The organism is Sulfuricaulis sp. (assembly GCF_024653915.1).
In the GTDB taxonomy this organism is placed as follows: Bacteria; Pseudomonadota; Gammaproteobacteria; order Acidiferrobacterales; family Sulfurifustaceae; genus Sulfuricaulis.
Window position 1 is genome coordinate 33,857 of sequence record NZ_JANLGY010000028.1, and the last position, 21,111, is coordinate 54,967.

The window sequence follows — 21,111 nt, forward strand, 5'->3', positions numbered from 1 at the left end:
CCGTCAAATCTCGTTGCGCCAGACCTGGTCCTCACGCTCGAACAGGCGGCCGGCCTCGCGCGGGCCCCAGGTGCCGCCCGGGTAGGTAGCAATGTAATCGCGGCGTTGCGACCAGTCGCGCAGGATCGGATCGACCACGCGCCACGCCCATTCGACTTCGTCGAAACGAAGAAACAGACTGCGGTCGCCTTCGACGACGTCCAGCAGCAGCGTCTTGTACGCCTCCATCGTAGTCGCCTGGCTTGGGCGATACGTGGCGTTAAGGCGCACGATGCGCGTATTCATGCCGAGTCCGGGCTCCTTCGCGTGCAGTTCGATGTGCATGCACTCGGTCGGTTGCATGGACAGCAATATCCAGTTGGGGTCGATGTGTGCCGCGCCGGCCTCATGGAACAGCAGTTGCGGCGGATGGCGGAAGCGGATTGCGATGAGTGCAAAATTATCAGCCATGCGCTTGCCGGTACGCAGGAAAAACGGGACGCTGCGCCAGCGCCAATTGTCGATATAGAACTTGGCCGCGACAAAGGTCTCGGTCGCCGAGGCCTTGGCCACGCCTTCCTCGTCGAGATAACCCGGCACGTCATGGTTGTTCACGCGCCCGGTAGCGTATTGGGCGCGGTAGGCGTAATCGCCCACGCTTTGCGGCGGAATGGGACGTATCGAGCGCAGCACCTTCACCTTCTCGTCACTCAGGGAGTCGGCGTCGAGCTTCGCCGGCGGCTCCATCGCCACCAGCGTCAGCAACTGCATCAGGTGGTTTTGCAGCATGTCGCGTAGCGCGCCGGCGGTGTCGTAGTAACCGGCGCGCCGGCCCACACCCTCGGACTCGGCCACGGTGATCTGCACGTGGTCGATGTAGTTGCGGTTCCAGATCGGCTCGATCAGGGTGTTGGCGAAACGGAACACCAGCAGGTTTTGCACCGTTTCCTTGCCGAGGTAATGATCGATGCGGTAAATCTGGTCTTCATCGAAATAGTGATGCAGTTTCGCGTTCAGCTTCTGCGCGCTCTCGATATCCTCGCCGAAGGGCTTTTCCACCACGATGCGGTGGCGGCCGTGGGTGCGGCTGATGCCGATCTTGCTCAGTTGCTCGATCACCACCAGAAAATCGGACGGCTTGATGGCGAGATAAAACACCATGTTCTCGCACACACCCATGCGCGGCTTGCTGAGCTCGTCCATCATGCGCCTGTAGGCCTGCGGATCATTGAGATCGCCCATGACGTAATCGAAGCGCGCCTCGAAGCGCTTGAATACCTCCGGATCGAATGACTTGTCGAAATGCTCCTGGACGCTCTGCTTGAGGAAGCCGAGCCATTCGCTCAGGGTCCAGTCGCGCCGGGCGAAGGCGAGGAAGCGCAGGTCGGCGTGCAGCCGGTCCGCTGCTTCCAACTGGTAGAGCGCCGGCAGCAGCTTGCGCGCGGCGAGGTTGCCGGTGGCGCCGAAGATGACGAAATAACAGGGTCCGAGATCCGCCATGTTGTCCTTTCAGTCGTTTGCCTCCCTGACATCCCTATAAAAATAAATGGACAGGATTCACAGGATTAACAAGATTTTGTTCACAAGATTTTTTAATCCTGTAAATCCTGTTAATCCTGTCTATTGCTTTTTTCCTTCGTCGCGTGCCCGCCGAAGCTCCGGCGCATCATCGCCAGCAGCTTGCCGGCGTATTCGTCCTTGCCCTGACTGGCGAAACGCATCATGAGAGCGAGACTCATCACTGGTGTGGGTATGCCCTGCTCGATGCCCTCGATTGCGGTCCAGCGGCCCTCACCCGAATCGCCCACGAAGGGCGCGATGTCCTTCAGCTCCTGATCTTGCGTCAGATAATCGGCGCTGAGATCGAGCAGCCAGCTGCGCACCACGCTGCCGTGGCGCCACATCTCGGCGACCGCACCGAGATCGAGGTCGAAATCCTTGCGCGCCTTCATGAGCGCGAAGCCCTCGGCGTAGGCCTGCATCATGCCGTACTCGATGCCGTTGTGGATCATTTTCACGAAATGCCCAGCGCCCGCCGGCCCGCAGTGCAGCCAGCCCCTGTCCGGCGCGGGCGCGAGCACCTTGATAATCGGTTTCAGGTGGTCCACGGCAGCTTTCTCGCCGCCCAGCATCAGCGCATAGCCGTTCTCCAGCCCCCATACGCCACCCGACACGCCGGCATCGATGTAATGCAGCTTTTTCGCCGCCAGCTCCTGCCCACGGCGCAACGAATCCTTATAGTAGGAATTGCCTCCGTCCACGATGATGTCGTCCGGGTACAGCAGCGCGGAAAGTTGATCGATATGCTGTTGCGTCACCTCGCCGGCGGGGAGCATGAGCCAGACGATGCGGGGAGCCCTGAGCCGGGAAACGATATCCGCCAGATTGGCCGCGGCCTCGAGGCCGGTTTCCCTGGCGAGGTCCTGCGTGACCTCGGTAGTGCGATTCCAAGCGACGACTTCAACACCGCCCTTCCTCAACCGCCGGGCCATGTTGGCCCCCATGCGTCCCAGACCGATCAGTCCCAGTTCCACGGTCAATGTCTCCCGGAATTATCCTTGCAGGAATGTTGACCTTAACATGAACCGGGAGTTTGTGAATCTCGCTGTTTTACGTATGCGGAAATTGTGGGTTCCAGGCAACTTCCCACAGAAAACCATCGGGGTCGGCGAAGTAGCCCGTATGCCCGCCCCAGTCCGCGCGCGTGCCCGACTTCACGATGCGGCCTCCCTTGGCCGCGACTTCCTTCAGCAGCGCATCCACCTCCGCCGCCGAACGCACGTTGTGCGCCAGCGTGAAACCGGGAAACCCTGACCCCGCCGCCGGAACCCCGGCATCCGCCGCCAGCAGCTCGCGCGGATACAGCGCCAACCAGGTCTTGCCGAGTTCGAAGAAGGTAACTTCGGGCGGCGTGGATATGCGCGGTAGGCCCAATACTTCCTCGTAAAATTTCGTCGCGCGCTGGAGATCGGAGACGCCGAGGGTTACAAAGCTGAGGCGGGGTTCCATGTTGTCAGGTCGTTATGCCTTCTTGAGGATGCCGATAATGAACAGCAGCAATGCAGCCCCGACAGTGGCCATAACGATTGAACCAATTAATCCACCCGCCGTGATACCCAGCAGACCAAATACAAAACCACCAAGCACGGCACCTATGATGCCAACAACGATATTACCGAGCAGGCCAAAACCACGACCTTTCATGAATGTTCCCGCCAACCAGCCGGCTAAGGCACCAATTGCCAGAAATATTAACAATCCTGTTATATCCATGATTTCACCTCCGTGTCTATGAAATGATTGAGAATTAAAGGAGTCAGGATTAATTATTCAAGAAATTGAGCCTGGCCCCTTTAGTCCTTGGAACCAAGTTCCGTTACTTCACGAACGTGGCTTTCACCCGTTTTGACATAAAAATATATGGTACCCATATGAGCGTCACGACAACTGAACGAATAATATTTGTTGATGTGCCGGGGTCGAATACTGGTTCGTTTGGTAGGACCAATTTTATAGAAAAAGCATCAACAAGAAGGAATACCAGAGTAAATAACAGAATACCGACATACCACCTGGGAAATATTTTTTTCTTTGAGAAAAATAAAAAAGCAATGAATAACCACGCAAAAACCAGAGCAATGTTAATTGTTATTTCACATATCAGAATCGGTGCCCAGAGTGGATTGTATGCCTCGGTTCCCGGAGTGGTCAGCACTTCCCAAGACCCATTAGAGAACATTTCAGAATATATCGGGAAAGTTTGTGCAATTACTAATATTGGAGAAAGAATGATTCCCAAGCCCACAAGCACCAACAAACCACCTAGTCCTTCCAGCTTATTTTCTTCTGTCATGTTTTCCCCTTTATTTTCGTAAAACTAGGATCAGAGAGAAATTCTTTACTAAAATTAGCGGCAATTATTCTCTGACCCTATTTCTTAGTCCGGACGCCTCCGTTGGCATTATGTGCCTTAGGTTGGTGTCCGTTAAAGTAGCTGAGGCAGCCCCCTATTTCTCTTTGTTACTCACTTCTTGATTAGATTCTTTTCGTGACGCTACCTCTTCTGCTTTTATCGCCTCGCGTTTAAGCTCATCAACAAATGGATATTCATAAATCCTCTCATAAGCATCTAAGAATTGGTGCGTTGCCCTGAATTCACTAAACAATGGCCAATCATGATACGCATGTTCACTAATAAGCGTGCCTTTTTTACCAATTTTATTCATAATTTCAGCAGCAAAATCATACTTGTGAAGTAAAACTGCCTCTGCAAGTTTGAATTCATCTATAGCCGCTGTCCAATCGACAGTCTTGAGAATGCTATCTGCGCTTTCTAGTTCTCCTCCGAATTTGAGTGAGATAGCGTAATCAATAATTGAGATTTTATAATTTAAATCGTTTGAAAATCTTTTTTGACTAATTGCGAATTCCCCAAACACTTGAGCAAGCTTCCATTTTTCTCTTTGCAAGGAATCGTACGTCACCTGAATTAAATGACTATCAGCCTTATTTATTTGATCAGGGAATAATTTTCTCCAGAGAGTTTGGCCTAACTTTAGGCCCACTTCCATCAGCAGTTCACACGATGGAAGAAAATACTCTCCTCCGAGTTTGAGTTTGTCGCCTATTTGAATCTGTGATGAAAATACATAGCCTTCTCTTTTACAGACTTGTAGATATTGTTCACTTACTATCCCGTCACAGTGTGTAAGAAGATTTCGTCTTTGAGCGCATTCAACAAATTGCGGCCACCTATCAAAGATCTTAAGGTTTAGATCAAATACCTTCTCCATGTCCTCGAACTGCTCTACATAGCTTTTCCTTCTAAAGTTTTCAATTTCGTCATGCAATACCGATTCTTTAAGCGCTTCAAATGAATCGAACTGAAGTATTTCTGATACTGGTACGTTACGATTAATTACGTTGAATAGTTCAGGTTTAAGTCTGTAAATCTCAGCAATAAGATTACCTGTAAATGCGTCATATGCACTAAACATTCCTAGAAATAAACTAGTTTCTACAACTTCTGGCAAATTTGACGATTCTATACGCTCGACTTGCCTCTTAACTTTTAAGGCTTTTTTAGTAATTTGAATGGTTTCTTGCGGACCTATGGGTGGAACAAATGAAATAATCTCATCGATATCTTTTCTAATATTTTCGATATTCTTATTAGTTAATTTAACTGCAAGCGCATAAATGCTTGCAAGCTAACTTGAATATCGCGCAATCGGTGTAGATACAAACTTATATTTTTTGCAAGAGGATGTTCTGGCTCAACCACACTTGCCTTGCTTGGAGAATCCTGAGACACGATATCTTGTGGGGGAGAATCAATGGATAACTGCTTAGGTTCCTTTATTTTATCGTCGGTTATTTTATCCATTACTCCTCCCTACGAAAGAATTCCTATAAATTAAGTGTTGTAATTTTGTGCAAAAAACTCAGAGCAGCATATGCTGTCCTATATCATTGATTTGCTCTGTCTGAATTAGTTTTTACCCTACCATCTTTAAGTGGCATGGTTGTGCTTTCCGTTATATCAGTCAAGCAGGGCGCGGAGAATACTTGCTTTTTTAAACCCCGTAGCGCGCGCCGAGTACCGCAGCCCCACCGGGAGCTTTTAAGCGAGACCGTGTTTGAGCCCGGAGCGCGTATTTTGCGCCCGGCGAGTTGGTCGAGCGCCCGGTGGGGCGAGGATACGAAGGAGGCTTTCGCGCGCTCCGGGGGGAGTGGTTTTGGTGACTTTTGCCGAAACAAAAGCCACCCAGGGTGGTCGCTCCTGTGCATCCATGCGCTCGCGACATTAGCACGTCCATGTGCAGCACAGGGCATCAGGAGCCACCCGCAATTATGCTGTTGAACGGTGTGCATGGCGCACCCTACATTAACTAGACGATCATGCGGATTTTCAGCTCGATACCGTCCACGATGGGCAGCGGCAGGTGTTTGGAGACGCGGAACAGAATCCACTCCTCCAAGACCTCTTGGAGTGGTTTCCGACAGGTTTCAAGGGTTTTCGCATTGGAATAAACGCCTTGAAAAGCCGGAATCTCGCCGTAATAACTTTTCGTATCGGAAAGAATATTGTGCTTGGCGTATCGCAGGGCGGCTTGAATGTAACTGCGAAGCATGACGCACCTTACATCATTTAATCTGTTTCGACACCAGCGGAAATTTCTCGGGATGTCGAATGGATTCCACGGCCAGATCAACATCGAGATCGGGCCAGTACAAATGGTGAGGTTGCGGCCACTCGACGTTGAGTAGCTGGCTTACGGGGGCATCCTTAAACCATGGAAACTGGGTAAATGGGACAAACAGTTCTTCATTGCCCAGGAGAATCCAGAATCCATGCTTGGAGACGTTGGTGACCTCAGCGGTCGAAGTGCTTTTTCCAAGCTTTGCGGATTTCATTGGCGTGATCCTCGATTAAACCTTCAATAATGCGCAGATCGCGGGCCGGGATTCCGTAATTCTGCGCCAATTCGATGCGCGGTTCCAGCCAGAATTTCGCCTCGCCCCGTTCACAGTACACGTGCACATGCATACGCGTTTCTTCGCGTGAAAAGAAAAAGAAACGGAACCCTTTTTCTCGAAATATTGTTGGGCTCACAAGGTCTTACCCGCTCCCGAAGCAATTTAAAGGATAGCAGGGAAAAGATGAAATTGGCTATGGCGGTCTATCCGACCCAAACTCGTGCATTTCTGAACATCCTCATCCACGCCCCATCCTCACCCCATTCATCCGGGCGCCAGGAGTTGGCGACGGCGCGGAACACGCGTTCGGGGTGCGGCATCAGGATGGTGAAGCGCCCGTCCGGCGTGGTCAGGCCGCAGATGCCGTGCGGCGAGCCGTTGGGGTTGCACGGATAGGTCTGGGTGAGATCGCCGTGGTTGTCCACGAAACACAGCGCCACTTGCTTGTCGAGAATGATCTGCTCGACATGCGCGGGGTCACGGAACTCGGCAAGGCCCTCGCCGTGCGCTACTGCGATCGGCATCATCGAGCCCTGCATGCCCTGGAGCAGGATCGAGGGATTCTGCGGGATCTGCACCATGGCCACGCGCGCCTCGAATTGCTCCGAGGCATTGCGCACAAAATGCGGCCAGCGCTCGGCGCCGGGGATGATCTCGTGCAGGTTCGACATCATCTGGCAGCCGTTGCAGATGCCGAGCGCGAACGTATCTTTGCGCGTGAAAAACGCCGCGAACTCGTCGCGCGCGCGTGAATTGAAAAGAATCGATTTCGCCCAGCCCTCGCCGGCACCGAGTACATCGCCGAAGGAGAACCCGCCACAGGCGGCGAAACCCTTGAAGTCCTTAAGCGCAAGACGGCCTTCGATAATGTCACTCATGGTTACATCGACGGCAGCAAATCCGGCGCGGTCGAAGGCCGCCGCCATTTCCACCTGGCCGTTAACGCCCTGCTCGCGCAGGATGGCGATGCGCGGCTTGACCCCACGACCGATGTAAGGCGCGGCGATTTTTTCCTCCGGATCGAAAGTGAGCCTGGCGCTCAGGCCCGGATCGGCCATGTCCAGAATGCGGTCGTATTCCTCCTGCGCGCATTGCGGATTGTCGCGCAGGGCCTGCATTCGGTACGTGGTCTCGGACCAGGCGCGCTGCAGATTCACGCGCGAGTCGTAGAAAATCTCTTTGTTATCGTGGTTGAAGCTGATGATTTCGTCGGAGGTCAGGGTGCCGATGATGTGGGTATGGCGCGCAAGGCCGGCCTTCTTGAGCGCGCCGATGATGCCCTCGCGGCGCGAACGCGGCACTTGCAGCACCGCGCCCAGCTCCTCGTTGAACAGCGCGGCAACCGGATCGCTGCCGAGGTCCGACAGATCAATGCGCACGCCGGTGCGCCCGGCGAAGGCCATCTCGCAGATGGTGGCGAGCAGGCCGCCGTCGGAGCGGTCGTGATAAGCATAGGCAAAGCCGAGTTCGTTCAGCGCCTGCACCACGTGGAAGAACAGGCGCGGCACGCGCGGGTCGTCCACGTCCGGGGCTTCATCGCCGAGCTGCCCGTACACCTGCGCCAGTGCCGAACCACCGAGGCGGTTGGCGCCCTTGCCGAGGTCCACCAGAATCAAATCGGTCTCGCCCTTGTCAGTGCGCAGCTGTGGCGTCAGCGTCTTGCGCACGTCCATCACCGGCGCGAAGGCCGTGACGATCAGCGACAGCGGCGCGGTCACCGCACGCTCTTTGCCTTCGGCGTCCTGCCACACGGTTTTCATCGACATCGAATCCTTGCCGACCGGGATGGAAATGCCGAGCGCCGGACACATTTCCAGCGCCACCGTGCGCACCGTGTCGTACAGCGCGGCGTCCTCGCCCGGGTGGCCGGCGGCGGCCATCCAGTTGGCGGAGAGTTTCACGTCCGGGAGTTTCTGGATGCGCGCGGCCGCGAGATTCGTCAGCGCCTCGCCGATGGCCATGCGCCCGCTGGCAGCGGCATTGATCAGCGCCAGCGGCGTGCGTTCACCGATGGCCATGGCCTCGCCGGTGTAGCCGTCGTAACCGCTGGCAGTGACGGCGACATCCGCCACCGGCACCTGCCACGGCCCCACCATCTGGTCGCGGCACACCAGGCCTGACACGGTGCGGTCACCGATGCTGATGAGGAAGGTCTTGTTGGCCACGGTCGGCAAGTGCAGCACGCGGTTAACCGCATCCTTGATATCGATGCCCCTGGTCTTGAAGCGTTCGAGTTTGCTCTTTTTATGTTTCACATCGCGCTGCATTTTCGGCGGCTTGCCGAACAGCACCGCGAGATCCATATCGATTGGCTTGCCCTGTCGTTCGCCCTGCGCGGCAAACTGGCTGTCTTCCAGCACCAGATGCTGTTCCTTCGTTGCTTGGCCAACCACGGCATAGGGACAACGCTCGCGCTCGCACAAGGCACTGAAGGTTTCAAATTCCTTTTCTTCCACCGCCAGCACGTAGCGCTCCTGCGCCTCGTTACACCAGATTTCCATGGGCGACATGCCGGGCTGGTCGTTCGGCACCGCGCGCAGATCGAATCTTCCGCCACGCCCGGCGCCGTTCACCAGTTCTGGCAGCGCATTCGACAGGCCGCCGGCACCGACGTCGTGAATGGAAAGGATCGGGTTATCCTCGCCCAGCGCCCAGCACTGGTCGATGACTTCCTGGCAACGGCGTTGCATCTCGGCGTTGGAGCGCTGCACCGAGGCGAAATCGAGTTCTTCGTGGCTGGTGCCGGTGGCCATGCTCGAAGCCGCGCCGCCGCCGAGACCGATAAGCATGGCCGGCCCGCCGATGACGATGATCTTGGCACCGGCCGGAATCCCGCGCTTGTGCACATGTTGCGCGCGGATGTTGCCGAGGCCGCCGGCAAGCATGATGGGCTTGTGGTAACCGCGCACCTCGCCGTCCACTTCCATCTCGAAGCTGCGGAAATAACCGCCGATGTTGGGGCGGCCGAATTCATTATTAAAGGAAGCGCCGCCGACCGGCCCTTCGAGCATGATCGAAAGCGCGCTCACAATGCGGCCGGGCTTGCCGTAATCCTGCTCCCACGGCTGCGTAGCACCCGGAATGCGCAGGTTCGACACGGAGAATCCGGTAATCCCGGCCTTGGGCTTGGCGCCGCTGCCGGTCGCGCCTTCATCGCGTATCTCGCCGCCGGAACCAGTAGCCGCGCCCGGAAACGGCGAGATCGCGGTCGGATGGTTGTGGGTCTCGACCTTCATGAGGATGTGGGTGTCATCCTCGTGATAGGTGTAAACGCCGGTGCCCGGCTCGGGAAAGAAACGCCCGATGCGCCCGCCTTCGATGACCGCGGCGTTGTCCTCGTAGGCGCTGAGCGTGCCCTTGGGATTGGCGGCGTGGGTCTTGCGGATCATGCCGAACAGCGAATCGGTTTGGGGCTGGCCGTCGATGATCCAGTCGGCGTTGAAGATTTTGTGCCGGCAATGCTCGGAGTTGGCCTGCGCGAACATCATGAGCTCGACGTCGGTGGGATTGCGTCCGATACGTTTGAAATTCTTGACCAGGTAATCTATCTCGTCCTCCGACAGCGCCAGGCCCCAGTCGCGATTCGCCGTTACCAACGCCTCGCGCCCGCCCGCGACCAGGTCCACTACGCGCAGCTGTACCGGCGCGTCCTGGCGGAAAAGTTCCGCGGCCTGCGTCAGCCCCGGCAAAACGTTTTCCACCATGCGGTCGTGAATCAACGGCATGAGCGTTTCGCGTTCAGCGGCTTCCAGCACACTGCCGTCACTCTTGATGAATTGCCACGCCACGCCGCGCTCAACGCGCCGGATCTGTTTCAATCCGCAGCAATGCGCGATATCGGTGGCCTTGGTGGACCACGGCGAAATCGTGCCGAGGCGCGGGATAACCAATAGAGGTGCTGCAAAGGGGTTCGCATGATCGGCATTGGCCGCGGGGCCGTAGGTCAACAGGCGCTCCAGCAGCCCGCGTCCACGCGCATCCAGCTCACTCTCGAGTGCGGCGAAATGCCAGTAGTGCGCCGTCACATCGGCAAGTCCCGGCACGCGCGCCTGCATTTCTTTCAGCAACCGGTCGCGCCGGAACGGCGACAAGGCCGATGCGCCCGGCAAAGACAACAGCGTCGGGGCTTTCGGGGAAGGCCCCTTCGAGGCTTCAGGTTTTCCGTTCGTCATACCGTTACTCTAAAACAGATCAGTTCACCGCAAAGACGCAAAGAGCGCAAAGGAACAGATAATTGTTGTTGCCCCACTGAGTTCTTCTTTGCGTCCTTCGCGCCTTTGCGGTGGAATTTCATTTTATTAGAAGATCATTAGACCCAGGCTTCGGCGATATGGTGAAACGCCAGCCCTTCATCCTGTTCGGCGACGTCGATCCATTCCGGTTCACAGTCCATGGCGCGCGCCAGCGCCACCTGCGCCAGCACGGGCGTGTTGTTGGTCTCGGAGAGATGTGCCGCCGCCACGTAGCGCAGGCGCGGCGACATGACCTGCGACAACAGCTTCGCCGCCGTGGCATTATCGAGGTGGCCATGATCGCCGCCCACGCGCGCCTTGAGCGACGGTGGATAGGGCCCGTCGCGCAGCATGCGCACGTCATGATTGCATTCCAGCACGAGCGCATCGCAGTCGCTCAGCATGTCCACGACATGGGTGGTGATGGAACCGATGTCGGTGAGAAATCCCATGCGCGTGTCGCCGTTGGAGAAAGTGAACTGGCAGGGTTCGCGCGCATCGTGCGGCACCGGAAACGGCTGTACTTCGATATCGCCGATGGCAAAACGCTCGTGCGGATTAATCAGATGGATATCCGCGTCCTCATCGAACTTGTCCTTGAGGGCGGACCAGGTCCCGGCCGTCATCCACATCGGCACGCCAAACTGGCGCGCGCAACTGGCGGCGCCGCGACAATGATCGCCATGTTCATGAGTAATCAGAATCGCGGAGAGCCGGCTCTGATGCCGGTTATGCCGCGCCAGGCGCGCACTGGTTTCGCGCGCGGAAAATCCACAGTCGAGCAGGAGCGCAGTGCGGCCGCACTCGATCAGCGCGGCGTTGCCGCGGCTGCCGCTGCCGAGAATCGCAAAGCGCAATCCGGCTTCGTCAGCCCGTGCCCGTTTGCCTGTTTTCTGCAGTCGTAACCCGCCTATTTCAGTTGGTCAAAAAGCAGCGTCAGGATGCGCTCACTGGACTTGGGCTGCTCCGGCGCACCTTCCTTGGTCAGCACGTCCACCCGGGTGGAAGCATTATTTCCCTTGAGAACGATTTGGTAATCGTTCGTCGGGTCGGCTTCCTTCTTGCTGAACAGGCTCCGAAACCAGCCCTTTTTCTTCTGGGCCGTGTCCGGGTCGATATAGCGCACATAATAAACACCCTTGGAACGATCGCGATCTTCCACCGTGAAGCTGGTCCGGTCGAGCACCAACCCCACGCGCCGCCACGCGCGCTCAAAATCCTCCTGCAGGGTGAGAGAGATACCGTCTTTTTCGCGATTAAGCTTGGCGCGTTCGGGCGCGGGTGTTTCTGCGGTGGCGGCGATCATGCTCTTGGCCACTTCCTCTTTCACGCCCAGACTCGCCATCATCAGCCGCAGCATTTCTGCTTCCAAGTCCGGGTCCGAGGGCCGCGACTGCCATCTCGTCTCGCCCACGCCATCCGGGCTGCTGCCAACAATAACTTCCTCCATGCCGCGATGGCTCAGGTAGATTTCCGTGGTGCCGGACACGGTGCCGCGTTCAAGGCGGATGCGGTATTTGTCGCGCAATCCGGTGGAGTACAGCGTGCCGAGTGATTTCGACAGTAACTTCTGCAGACCCGAGCCAACATTCGCGCGGTTTTCGGCCCAGTCGGTTTCAAGGACGCCGGTTTGCGGATTTTCCTTGTCAATAATAAGGCCCCGATCGAGAGCGAATTCTCGCACTCTCGGCCAGAGCTGTTCTGCCGGCAACTTGACCACCAGCCAGCGAATCTGACCGGCGCGCTCAATCCGGATGCCATCGTAGGCCGGAAGCACGTCACTGCTGCCGGGCGCTTTCTTCTGCGCCTCGCCACTGACGAATCCCGATAAGGTTGCCGGGCCGGTACCGCCTTGTTCCGGCCCCTTGACGCCCTCGGGCGTCGCCAAATCGGGGGGAATATCGAGCGGTGGCAGGGTGCGCGTGGATTTATAGTCGATCTTGCGTTTGTCAGCGATGGTCTGGCATGCGCCGACGGACACGGCCGCCAGCAGGCAAAGCAGAAGTCTGGCGAATTGTTTCGTCATGGATCCTCGGCAGGTAAATAAAATCATTGGGTCAGTGAATAACACCCGCGGCACGCATGGCCTGGCGCACGGTCTCGTGATGTTTTTGCGCCAGCGGCGTCAATGGCAGGCGGATGCCGCCCTTGATCAGCCCCATTTCCTTCATCGCCCATTTCACCGGTATTGGATTGGCCTCAATGAAAAGGTTCTTGTGCAGGCCCATAAGGCGTTCGTTGATGGCGCGCGCGTCCTTTTCCTGGCGTTCGAGCCCGAGCTTGCACATCTCGTGCATGAGCTTGGGCGCGACATTGGCCGTGACCGAAATATCGCCCTTGGCGCCGAGCAGGATGCAGTCAAACGCAGTGGCGTCATCCCCGGAATAAAGGTCAATCTTGTCGCCGCAGCGGCGCAGGATGTCACGCGCGCGATCGAGATTGCCGGTGGCTTCCTTGATGCCCACTATATTAGGTATGGCGGCCAGGCGTTCCACGGTTTCCGGCAACATGTCGACGGCCGTTCGACCGGGCACATTATATAGTATCTGCGGCACCGGCACGGCTTCGGCGATGGCCTTGTGGTGGAGATACAAACCTTCCTGGGTCGGCTTGTTGTAATAAGGCGTGACCAGCAGGCAGGCATCCGCGCCGTGCTTTTCGGCGCAGCGGGTGAGTTCGATCGCCTCGGTGGTGGAATTCGCGCCGGTACCGGCGATCACCGGCACCCTCCCTTTGGCGTGCTCCACCGTCACGCGGATCACTTCGCAGTGCTCGTCCATGTCGAGCGTCGGCGACTCGCCGGTGGTGCCGACCGCGACGATAGCGTCGGTACCGTTCTCGATGTGGAAATCGACAAGGCGGCGCAACGCGGGCAGGTCCAGCGACCCGTCCTCGTTCATGGGCGTCACCAGGGCCACCATGCTGCCGTGAAACATAAAGCGCAGACCTGAAAATATATCGGGGAAAGGCGCATGGTACTTGCGCCCTCCGACGATGACAAGCCGTTACCAACTCCGTTTGCGTCTGGTTTTATGGCCCAATCAGCGCATTGTCGTGGCGCCTTCATCGCGCCTGTTTTATGCTGCCGGCCCATGACAGATTCCGCTCCGAAACCCGTCCGCGAAATCCGCATCAACCCGATCGTGCCAAGCGAATCAGTGCTGGTGGCGACCGCGCGTGGCATGCGCCCGAAAAAAGCCGAGGCTCCCGCGCCACGCGACACCCGTGGTCATGTCGAAACCTGCCCGTTCTGCACCGGCAACGAACACATGACGCCACCGGTGATTGCCGCCTACCCGGCAGAAAAGAACTGGGAGATACGCATCGTCGAGAATCTCTATCCGGTGCTGGGCGATGACCGCAGCAACCCCAACCTCACGTTCGGATTGCAACAAACCATCGACGGCTACGGCCGGCACGAGGTTATGATCGACCACCACCAGCACGGCATCGCCATTCACGAGATGAGCGAACCGCATCTGGCACTGCTGTTCGGCGTCTACCGCGAGCGCATGGAGCAGCTTTACCGATCCAATTCACGGCTGCGCTATGTGCTGGTGTTCAAGAATTTCGGCCCCGCCGCTGGCGCCTCGATCGCGCATACCCACAGCCAGGTGATCGCCACGCCGGTCATCCCTGACAACGTGCAGGCGGAGGTTTCGAACAGCCGCGCATTCTATCAAAAAAATCACCATTGTATTTTTTGTTCCCTGATCGACGAGGCACTCACTTTCGAGGCCACCATCTACGACCGCGAATCCGGCGAGATACGGCGCAAGATCAACGTTGGCCAGTATGTCATCGAGCGCGTGGGGAAATTCATCGCCATCAAACCCTTCGCCAGCCGCTACGAGTGGGAAGTGCATATCCTGCCGCTGGCACACCAGAGCGATTTCATGCGCATATCAAAAGACGATCTCAACGATCTCGCGCGCGTGATGCGTCGCACCATGGCGCGTCTTGATGCCGTGCTCGGCGGCGCGCAGTACAACTACTTCCTGCACTCACTGCCCCATGACAAAAACAGCGATGATTGCGCCGCGAGTTATCACTGGCATCTGGAAATCACACCGCGTACCAGCATCCCCAGCGGTTTCGAGCTGGGCTCGGGATTGTTCGTCAACACGGTGGCGCCAGAAACGGCGGCGGAAAAACTGCGGGCGGTGGTATTGGATTAACAAAAAAATTTCACAGGATTTTTCAGGATTTACAGGATTAAGAATTATTGAATTTAAAGATTGAATCCTGTTAATCCTGTTTTAATCCTGTAAATCCTGTCTATTTATTATCTTGCACGGCGTTGATCACGGCCTCCAGGTCGAGCGACTGGATCGCCGACACGGCGCATTCCCAGCGCCCTTCCTCGCACAGGCCGCTGATGCCGGCGCTTTCGTAGGCCTCCTGCGCCACTTTGCCGCAGGCCTTGCGCACCGCCTCGGCCAGACGTCGTTGTGATTCCCGCTGCTTCATGCCGTTGTCTCCTGTTTTCTGTTTCATCATGACGTCAGCTTTGACCTGTATCAAAGCAGTCGCCTATGACCTGGAGCATGGTTACGGTAACACATCAACAATGACATGAGGGATGCCGCCATGGGAACCGCAGCCCGAAAAGTCAGCATCAGTCCCCGCCGCCTGCGTCGCGACAGGTTCATCAAGGGATTCGAACACGACACCTACAAGACCAGGGGCAAACTGCGCGAGCCCACCGTTTGCAGCGAATGCGGCGCGGTGTACCACAAGGGACGCTGGCAGTGGCTGAAGAAACCGAAAGGCGCGCACGAAACCCTGTGTCCAGCATGCCATCGAACCCATGACAAATACCCCGGCGGTTACCTCACGCTGAGCGGCCCGTTCCAGAAACAGCACCGGGACGAAATCCTGCGTCTCGCGAAAAATAACGAGGCGCGGGAGAAGAAGGAACATCCGCTGCGGCGCATTATGTCCATCGATAAGCAGGGTGACGACATCCTGATCACGACGACCACGATGGGCATGGCGCGCGTCATCGGCGATGCCGTGCACGACGCCTACAAGGGCGAGCTCTGCTACCAGTACACGGACGAAGCCAACATCCTGCACGTCGCGTGGGAACGCTGACACGCTACGCGCTAACGAGGAACCGCGATGAACCTGACTGCCAAAAACCTGGTCGAAGCGAAGGAAACGGCAGGCGATCTGCTGGAGCAACTGGGGCTGACCACCTACTAGTCACACCCAGTCCGCGACATCAAGTCAGGCTACATGCGCCGGAATTCCACCTTGTGACATTTTGCGCAGGGAGGAAGGTGCGCCGGTGTACGCAACACGACACGCTCGCCACAACCGATGCATTCAAATGTCCCGCTGTGGACCATTTCGCCTGCCTGATAAACCTGCTGTTCCAGCTTGGTTCCCGCCTGGCGCAACCAGTCAGCCACGGCATCGGCAGCACGCCCGAGAAATACGCTGCCGCGGTCACGCCACACTTCGAAAAGATCGGATGATTTTTCTGAAAAGGCTTCCCACTTCGGACCCATCTTCATCGCCGCGCTGGTCATGTCCTTGCGCAGCGTGGCGGTGATTTTGCTGACCGTCTCCGCGGTATATTCTCCGGTCTTTTTGAGCTCCGTGGTTGCGCGTTCGAAGGCCTGCTTCAGCGTCTCGGCGTTCACCGTGTCACGCGCTTCGGCGAGAACTTTCGTCACCCCCTCGCGCAGCTTGTCGTAAGCCGCGCGCTCTTGCTTCTGCTGCTGTGGCGAGGGTAGCAGGCGACTGACTTCCCTTTCAGCTACCAGCCAATCATCGAGCGAATTGCCGCCGTTGAATCCGCGTTGCATGGCGCGGAAGTACGCGGATTCCGCGATCATTTGCTGGCGCTCTTCGGAGGAAATCTGATGACTTCTAAGAGGAACTACGCCGGCCGTTTTGCCGGGGTTCTTTCTGGAAAGTCCTGAGTTGGCCATGGCACACCTCCTTATCAAGGATCAGTTAATCCAAATCCGTATCTGCCATATCCTCTGATGGATTCCATCATATTCCCTTCCATGCGCGAAAACCGGAATGAACCATCAATTTCATTAATGCCTGATCGATTTGGCGAATAAGTGGCCGATTCAGGGAACCGATTCAGCGGTATAACGATGAACATGGATATTCTTCGACCAGTAATCCTGATTCAGACCGGCCTTGAGCTTGAGCTGTCGCAGGAAATCGCGCGGCGAAGGCAGCTGCTCCCACACCGAGGGCAGGAAGGTACCGCGGTGATGGCCGTCCTCGATTATCAAACCATCCACATGCGGACGCAGTTGCGCGAGCAGATCGGCTTCCGAAGAAAACGTCATCGGTTCCGGCGGGCTCAATATCGAAATGTGAATTTCCAGCTGCTCAAACTCGGGCCAGGTGAGGGCGGGAAAACGCGAATCATGAAACGCCGCACTCCAGGCATTGCTGACCACATCTTCCACCAGCGGCTTGCGCGCCTCGAGCGTGCCTACGCAGCCGTGCAACTTGCCCTCCACGTGCAGGGTAACGAACGTGGCACGCTTCTGGCGCAGCGCTTCCGGGTAATCAGTGGCTTTGACCGCCAGGGATTCGCCACATAGGCCTTTTCTAATGGATTCGCGCGCTGATTCCAGCAGCTGCTGCGTGAGCGGCGGCGTCAGTGCCGCGGCCGGGTTATTCGAAGACGTAAGCACCATAACCCACCACTTGATCTTTCGAACCGGCGGTATCGCCGGAATTGCGCAGATCAATTGTTGTCGCCTTGAGGCCGCGCCGGCGCGCCACGTGCAACAATCCGTTTACCGGGTTTCGCCCGCAGGCATGATCGTACTGGATATCCTCCGGGCGTAATTGCTCTATCGCCTGCGAGGTCGCGCGATCCAGCTGCTGCGCGGTGTTATAGTCGTGGTAGTGGCTGAGATCCGAACTGATGACGATCAGCGTCTCCGGCCCGCCCCACAGGAGATCGAGCACTTCGGCCACTTCGACAGGCCCGGCATCGCCGACCACCAGTGGCACCAGACTGAATTCCCCCAGCACTTCCTGAAGAAACGGCAGATGCACTTCCAGGCTGTGTTCCTGCGCGTGAGCGGCGTCTATTATATGTACCTGTGGGAGACGGGAGATTTTTTTGACCGCCTCCTGGTCCACGGTAACGCGCCCCAGCGGAGTCTGGAAGCAATCCGCGGCGGAAAGCGCCAACCCCTGGAAGCCGACCCGATGCGCGGGCCCGAGCAATACGACGCGCGTGATGCGCCCGCGCGCCGGCTGGAGACGCGCATAGGCCGAGGCCGCGATAGGGCCGGAGTAAATATAGCCTGCATGGGGCGCGATAATGGCCTTCGGCACAGCGCCGCTCGCAGACCCCGCCGCGAGATAACCCGTCACCAGCGCGTGTAATTCGCGCGGGTCAGCGGGATAAAACAGGCCGGCCACCGCCGGGTTTCGCACGTTCACCATGACACTTCCTGCAGCTATTGACCCGGCACGATCATTTCCAAACGAAGGCAGGCCATGACAGGGCTTACCGACCATCCTCACGATATGGACATGGTTATGCCGGGTCAATAGCAAAAATTATTATGAATTTCCGATTATTGCGGCGCCCGCCGCAATAATCCTGTTACTACAATGTGCCCACCCGGCGGTATTTTCAAGTAAAACCGCGCAGGCGTAGTATGAATGTTGATTTGGCCCTCCCCAAGCCGCATTTACTATTTATGGAAACGGAAATTCTCGATTCAGCGTCGGTGGTCCCGACCCGTTACTGGCACAAGCTCGACGACGGGCGCGTCCAGTGCGATGTTTGTCCGCGTTATTGCAAGCTGCATGAGGGTCAGCGCGGGCTGTGTTTCGTGCGCGGTAACCATAATAATCAGATAGTCCTGACGACCTATGGCCGCTCCAGCGGTTATTGCGTCGATCCCATTGAAAAAAAGCCGCTTAACCATTTTCTTCCCGGAACGCCGATCCTGTCATTCGGCACCGCTGGCTGCAATCTTGCCTGCAAATTCTGCCAGAACTGGGACATCAGCAAGTCGCGCGAGCTCGACACCCTGATGGATCAGGCCTCGCCCGAAGCCATCGCGCAGGCGGCAGAGAAGCTTGAATGCCGCAGCGTGGCCTACACCTACAACGACCCGGTGATATTCCTGGAATACGCCATTGACGTCGCCAAGGCCTGTCGCGCGGTCGGCATCAAGTCGGTGGCGGTGACGGCAGGTTACATGTGCGACGAGCCACGACGCGAGTTTTATCAATATATGGACGCCGCCAACGTGGATTTGAAAGCCTTTACCGAGGATTTCTACTGGAAGGTGACGGGCTCGCATCTGCAACCCGTCCTCGACACGCTCAAGTTCCTGAAGCACGAAACCAAAGTCTGGTTCGAGCTTACGACGCTGCTGATTCCGGGCATGAACGATTCCGAAAAAGAAATTGAGGAAATGACACGATGGGTGGTAGAAAATCTTGGTCCGGATGTGCCGATGCATTTCACCGCGTTTCATCCGGACTGGAAAATGCGCGACATCCCGGCAACACCGGTGGCGACGCTCATCAAGGCGCGCCAGATCGCCATGAAGAACGGCGTGCGCTATGCCTACACCGGCAACGTGCACAATGAAGAAGGCGATTCGACTTATTGCCATCACTGCGGTGACAAGATCATCGGGCGCGACTGGTACAACATGACGGCGTGGCATCTCGACGCCGAAGGCAAATGCCAGTCCTGCGGTACGCCCTGCGCCGGCGTATTCGAGGCTCAACCCGGCAACTGGGGGGCGCGGCGCCTGCCGGTACGTCTCGCCAACTTCGCTGCGTAACCGGTCGTCAGCGCTCCCTGTGTCATTCCCCGCCATTAATCGGAGTGCCTGTCGTCGAATTTCTATAAAATAAGTCTTCCGATCTAACTCGTGGTGTCATCGTGGGCAACAAGCGCCGGGTACATTTTCCTCACGAAACCTTCCATTTTTAGCAGCAAATACTGACATGGATATCACGCTTTTCAGCCGTCACACCGATTACGAATGGGAGATCGCCCCGCACGGCACCATGCGTGTGCCGGCGGTGATTTACGCCGACGAAGCTCTGATCCGCACCATGGACCACAAGGTCTATGAGCAGCTGTGCAACATCGCCACCCTGCCCGGCATCGTCAAGGCCGCCTACGCCATGCCCGACGCGCATTGGGGCTATGGCTTTCCCATCGGTGGCGTGGCTGCCTTCGATCCCGATGATGGCGGCGTGGTATCCGCAGGCGGCGTCGGATTCGATATTTCCTGTGGCGTGCGCTGCCTGCATACCGGACTCAACACCGAAGATGTCATGGCGGTCCAGAAAACACTGGCCGATACCTTATATAGGGATATTCCGGCGGGCCTGGGCAGCACCGGCGCCATCCGGCTCAATCCATCTGAAATGGATGCGATGCTGTCAGGCGGCGCGGCCTGGGCGGTGGAACAGGGCTATGGTGACGCGAATGATCTGGAACATATCGAGGAACATGGCCAGATGCGCGGCGCGCGTACGGACTGCGTGTCGGAACAGGCCAAGAAGCGCCAGCGCGACGAAATGGGGACGCTCGGCAGCGGCAATCACTATCTTGAAGTGCAGAAAGTCGCAAAGGTCTTCGACACGAACGCGGCAAATGTTTTTGGCATTCATGAAAACGACGTCGTCGTCAGCATACACTGCGGATCGCGCGGCCTCGGACACCAAATCGGTACCGAATTCCTGAAGGAGATGGTGACAGCGGCTTCGCACTACGGCATTAAACTACCCGACCGCGAACTCGCCTGCGCGCCGATCCATTCCCCGCTGGGTGAAAATTACCTTGGGGCCATGCGCGCCGCCATCAATTGCGCGCTCGCCAACCGCCAGATACTGACCCATCTGGTACGCGACGCCTTCGCGCAGGTTATCCCGAAAGCGCGTCTGTCACTGCTTTACGATGTCTCGCACAACACCTGCAAGGTGGAAGAACATGTCGTGGATGGCAAGCGGCGCAAACTCCATGTGCACCGCAAGGGCGCCACGCGCGCCTTCGGTCCCGGTCATACCGACATTCCCGGACGGCTTCGCGCCGTCGGCCAGCCAGTGCTGATTGGCGGATCGATGGGCACCGGCTCCTATATTCTCACCGGTACCGCGAAAAGTGAGGCGTTGTCATTCAGCTCCGCCTGCCACGGTGCGGGTCGCGCCATGAGCCGGCACCAGGCGCACAAAACCTGGAAGGGCCGGCAGGTCATCGATGATCTCGCCGCGCGCGGCATCCTGATACGCAGCCCTTCCGGGCGTGGCGTGGCCGAGGAGGCGCCGGGTGCTTACAAGGATGTGTCCGCCGTCGTGGACGCTGCCGATGCCGCGGGTCTGGCGCGCAGGGTTGCGTGGCTGGAACCGCTCGTCTGCATAAAGGGTTAGCCGAAAAAACATTTAATTC

The 21,111-nt window shown here is 57.3% G+C and carries 22 protein-coding genes; 4 read left to right on the forward strand and 18 right to left on the reverse strand.

All coding sequences use genetic code 11. The annotated features are described in order from the left end of the window. Window positions 1–3: 3 nt before the first annotated feature. The 14 genes from zwf to dapA form a co-directional block, all read right to left on the reverse strand. On the reverse strand, window positions 4–1,479 hold the full coding sequence (gene zwf, locus NUV55_RS13285) for a glucose-6-phosphate dehydrogenase (protein ID WP_296673743.1): 1,476 nt from the start codon (window positions 1,477–1,479) through the stop codon (window positions 4–6). A gap of 110 nt (window positions 1,480–1,589) precedes the next feature. Further along, window positions 1,590–2,513 (reverse strand): phosphogluconate dehydrogenase (NAD(+)-dependent, decarboxylating), encoded by a 924-nt coding sequence (gene gnd, locus NUV55_RS13290; RefSeq protein WP_296673745.1) that lies wholly within the window; start codon window positions 2,511–2,513, stop codon window positions 1,590–1,592. Between the two features lie 76 nt (window positions 2,514–2,589). Continuing rightward, window positions 2,590–2,988 carry a VOC family protein gene (locus NUV55_RS13295; RefSeq protein ID WP_296673746.1) on the reverse strand — a complete coding sequence of 133 codons (399 nt, stop codon included), beginning with the start codon at window positions 2,986–2,988 and terminating at the stop codon, window positions 2,590–2,592. Between the two features lie 12 nt (window positions 2,989–3,000). After that, window positions 3,001–3,252, reverse strand: coding sequence for a GlsB/YeaQ/YmgE family stress response membrane protein (locus NUV55_RS13300; protein ID WP_296673748.1), 252 nt, complete (start codon window positions 3,250–3,252; stop codon window positions 3,001–3,003). A gap of 103 nt (window positions 3,253–3,355) precedes the next feature. Continuing rightward, a complete protein-coding gene (locus NUV55_RS13305) occupies window positions 3,356–3,832 on the reverse strand; it encodes a DUF2569 domain-containing protein (RefSeq protein WP_296673749.1) in 477 nt (158 codons plus the stop codon). Window positions 3,833–3,986: 154 nt separating this feature from the next. Then, window positions 3,987–5,012, reverse strand: a complete 1,026-nt coding sequence (locus NUV55_RS13310; protein WP_296673751.1) for a hypothetical protein — start codon at window positions 5,010–5,012, stop codon at window positions 3,987–3,989. Window positions 5,013–5,155: 143 nt separating this feature from the next. Continuing rightward, entirely contained in the window at window positions 5,156–5,365 is a 210-nt protein-coding gene (locus NUV55_RS13315) for a hypothetical protein (RefSeq protein WP_296673753.1), read from the reverse strand. A gap of 505 nt (window positions 5,366–5,870) precedes the next feature. Then, complete coding sequence (locus NUV55_RS13320) at window positions 5,871–6,113, reverse strand: type II toxin-antitoxin system HicB family antitoxin (protein ID WP_296673754.1); 243 nt, start codon at window positions 6,111–6,113, stop codon at window positions 5,871–5,873. A gap of 13 nt (window positions 6,114–6,126) precedes the next feature. Next, window positions 6,127–6,396: a DUF2442 domain-containing protein gene (locus NUV55_RS13325; protein ID WP_296673756.1), complete on the reverse strand. Its 270-nt coding sequence runs from the start codon at window positions 6,394–6,396 to the stop codon at window positions 6,127–6,129. Continuing rightward, complete coding sequence (locus NUV55_RS13330) at window positions 6,356–6,529, reverse strand: DUF4160 domain-containing protein (protein WP_296673758.1); 174 nt, start codon at window positions 6,527–6,529, stop codon at window positions 6,356–6,358. The genes NUV55_RS13325 and NUV55_RS13330 overlap by 41 nt, the downstream gene beginning before the upstream one ends. 133 nt (window positions 6,530–6,662) lie before the next feature. Continuing rightward, window positions 6,663–10,631, reverse strand: a complete 3,969-nt coding sequence (gene purL, locus NUV55_RS13335; protein ID WP_296673760.1) for a phosphoribosylformylglycinamidine synthase — start codon at window positions 10,629–10,631, stop codon at window positions 6,663–6,665. Between the two features lie 137 nt (window positions 10,632–10,768). After that, window positions 10,769–11,548, reverse strand: a complete 780-nt coding sequence (locus NUV55_RS13340) for an MBL fold metallo-hydrolase (RefSeq protein ID WP_296673761.1) — start codon at window positions 11,546–11,548, stop codon at window positions 10,769–10,771. Window positions 11,549–11,601: 53 nt separating this feature from the next. After that, window positions 11,602–12,717, reverse strand: a complete 1,116-nt coding sequence (gene bamC, locus NUV55_RS13345; RefSeq protein ID WP_296673763.1) for an outer membrane protein assembly factor BamC — start codon at window positions 12,715–12,717, stop codon at window positions 11,602–11,604. 31 nt (window positions 12,718–12,748) lie between these two features. Further along, on the reverse strand, window positions 12,749–13,627 hold the full coding sequence (gene dapA, locus NUV55_RS13350) for a 4-hydroxy-tetrahydrodipicolinate synthase (protein WP_296673764.1): 879 nt from the start codon (window positions 13,625–13,627) through the stop codon (window positions 12,749–12,751). A 156-nt stretch (window positions 13,628–13,783) separates the two neighbouring features. Between dapA and NUV55_RS13355 the strand changes: the two genes are divergently transcribed. Beyond that, entirely contained in the window at window positions 13,784–14,869 is a 1,086-nt protein-coding gene (locus NUV55_RS13355) for a DUF4931 domain-containing protein (RefSeq protein ID WP_296673766.1), read from the forward strand. 100 nt (window positions 14,870–14,969) lie between these two features. Here the strand turns inward: NUV55_RS13355 and NUV55_RS13360 are convergent, their stop codons facing one another. Then, window positions 14,970–15,191: a hypothetical protein gene (locus NUV55_RS13360; protein WP_296673767.1), complete on the reverse strand. Its 222-nt coding sequence runs from the start codon at window positions 15,189–15,191 to the stop codon at window positions 14,970–14,972. A gap of 90 nt (window positions 15,192–15,281) precedes the next feature. Here NUV55_RS13360 and NUV55_RS13365 point away from each other — a divergent pair, with 90 nt between their 5' ends. Beyond that, the gene (locus NUV55_RS13365) at window positions 15,282–15,788 is read left to right on the forward strand and encodes a BCAM0308 family protein (RefSeq protein ID WP_296673769.1); all 507 of its coding nucleotides are present in this window, start codon (window positions 15,282–15,284) and stop codon (window positions 15,786–15,788) included. 140 nt (window positions 15,789–15,928) lie between these two features. On the opposite strand, the gene NUV55_RS13370 is transcribed toward NUV55_RS13365, so the two are convergent. The 3 genes from NUV55_RS13370 to amrB all read right to left on the reverse strand — a co-directional run bounded on the left by NUV55_RS13370 (window position 15,929) and on the right by amrB (window position 18,131). Next, complete coding sequence (locus tag NUV55_RS13370) at window positions 15,929–16,537, reverse strand: DUF2934 domain-containing protein (RefSeq protein WP_296673770.1); 609 nt, start codon at window positions 16,535–16,537, stop codon at window positions 15,929–15,931. A gap of 246 nt (window positions 16,538–16,783) precedes the next feature. Next, the gene (gene amrA / locus NUV55_RS13375) at window positions 16,784–17,368 is read right to left on the reverse strand and encodes an AmmeMemoRadiSam system protein A (protein ID WP_296673772.1); all 585 of its coding nucleotides are present in this window, start codon (window positions 17,366–17,368) and stop codon (window positions 16,784–16,786) included. Continuing rightward, window positions 17,346–18,131, reverse strand: a complete 786-nt coding sequence (amrB, locus tag NUV55_RS13380) for an AmmeMemoRadiSam system protein B (RefSeq protein ID WP_296673774.1) — start codon at window positions 18,129–18,131, stop codon at window positions 17,346–17,348. The genes amrA and amrB overlap by 23 nt, the downstream gene beginning before the upstream one ends. A gap of 260 nt (window positions 18,132–18,391) precedes the next feature. On the opposite strand from amrB, the gene amrS reads away from it, so the two are divergent. Both amrS and NUV55_RS13390 read left to right on the forward strand, forming a co-directional pair. After that, window positions 18,392–19,495 carry an AmmeMemoRadiSam system radical SAM enzyme gene (amrS, locus tag NUV55_RS13385; RefSeq protein ID WP_296673776.1) on the forward strand — a complete coding sequence of 368 codons (1,104 nt, stop codon included), beginning with the start codon at window positions 18,392–18,394 and terminating at the stop codon, window positions 19,493–19,495. 166 nt (window positions 19,496–19,661) lie between these two features. After that, window positions 19,662–21,092: an RtcB family protein gene (locus NUV55_RS13390; RefSeq protein ID WP_296673778.1), complete on the forward strand. Its 1,431-nt coding sequence runs from the start codon at window positions 19,662–19,664 to the stop codon at window positions 21,090–21,092. The last annotated feature ends 19 nt before the right edge of the window (window positions 21,093–21,111 follow it).

Coding starts and splice junctions, on each gene's coding strand:
- NUV55_RS13305 (WP_296673749.1), bottom strand. CDS start 3,832: ATGACAGAAGAAAATAAGCTGGAAGGACTAGGTGGTTTGTTGGTGCTT.
- NUV55_RS13320 (WP_296673754.1), bottom strand. CDS start 6,113: ATGCTTCGCAGTTACATTCAAGCCGCCCTGCGATACGCCAAGCACAAT.
- NUV55_RS13390 (WP_296673778.1), top strand. CDS start 19,662: ATGGATATCACGCTTTTCAGCCGTCACACCGATTACGAATGGGAGATC.
- NUV55_RS13330 (WP_296673758.1), bottom strand. CDS start 6,529: ATGCATGTGCACGTGTACTGTGAACGGGGCGAGGCGAAATTCTGGCTG.
- NUV55_RS13295 (WP_296673746.1), bottom strand. CDS start 2,988: ATGGAACCCCGCCTCAGCTTTGTAACCCTCGGCGTCTCCGATCTCCAG.
- amrS (WP_296673776.1), top strand. CDS start 18,392: ATGGAAACGGAAATTCTCGATTCAGCGTCGGTGGTCCCGACCCGTTAC.
- zwf (WP_296673743.1), bottom strand. CDS start 1,479: ATGGCGGATCTCGGACCCTGTTATTTCGTCATCTTCGGCGCCACCGGC.
- bamC (WP_296673763.1), bottom strand. CDS start 12,717: ATGACGAAACAATTCGCCAGACTTCTGCTTTGCCTGCTGGCGGCCGTG.
- NUV55_RS13370 (WP_296673770.1), bottom strand. CDS start 16,537: ATGATCGCGGAATCCGCGTACTTCCGCGCCATGCAACGCGGATTCAAC.
- NUV55_RS13315 (WP_296673753.1), bottom strand. CDS start 5,365: ATGGATAAAATAACCGACGATAAAATAAAGGAACCTAAGCAGTTATCC.
- purL (WP_296673760.1), bottom strand. CDS start 10,631: ATGACGAACGGAAAACCTGAAGCCTCGAAGGGGCCTTCCCCGAAAGCC.
- NUV55_RS13360 (WP_296673767.1), bottom strand. CDS start 15,191: ATGATGAAACAGAAAACAGGAGACAACGGCATGAAGCAGCGGGAATCA.
- amrA (WP_296673772.1), bottom strand. CDS start 17,368: ATGGTGCTTACGTCTTCGAATAACCCGGCCGCGGCACTGACGCCGCCG.
- NUV55_RS13325 (WP_296673756.1), bottom strand. CDS start 6,396: ATGAAATCCGCAAAGCTTGGAAAAAGCACTTCGACCGCTGAGGTCACC.
- NUV55_RS13300 (WP_296673748.1), bottom strand. CDS start 3,252: ATGGATATAACAGGATTGTTAATATTTCTGGCAATTGGTGCCTTAGCC.
- amrB (WP_296673774.1), bottom strand. CDS start 18,131: ATGGTGAACGTGCGAAACCCGGCGGTGGCCGGCCTGTTTTATCCCGCT.
- NUV55_RS13355 (WP_296673766.1), top strand. CDS start 13,784: ATGACAGATTCCGCTCCGAAACCCGTCCGCGAAATCCGCATCAACCCG.
- dapA (WP_296673764.1), bottom strand. CDS start 13,627: ATGTTTCACGGCAGCATGGTGGCCCTGGTGACGCCCATGAACGAGGAC.
- NUV55_RS13365 (WP_296673769.1), top strand. CDS start 15,282: ATGGGAACCGCAGCCCGAAAAGTCAGCATCAGTCCCCGCCGCCTGCGT.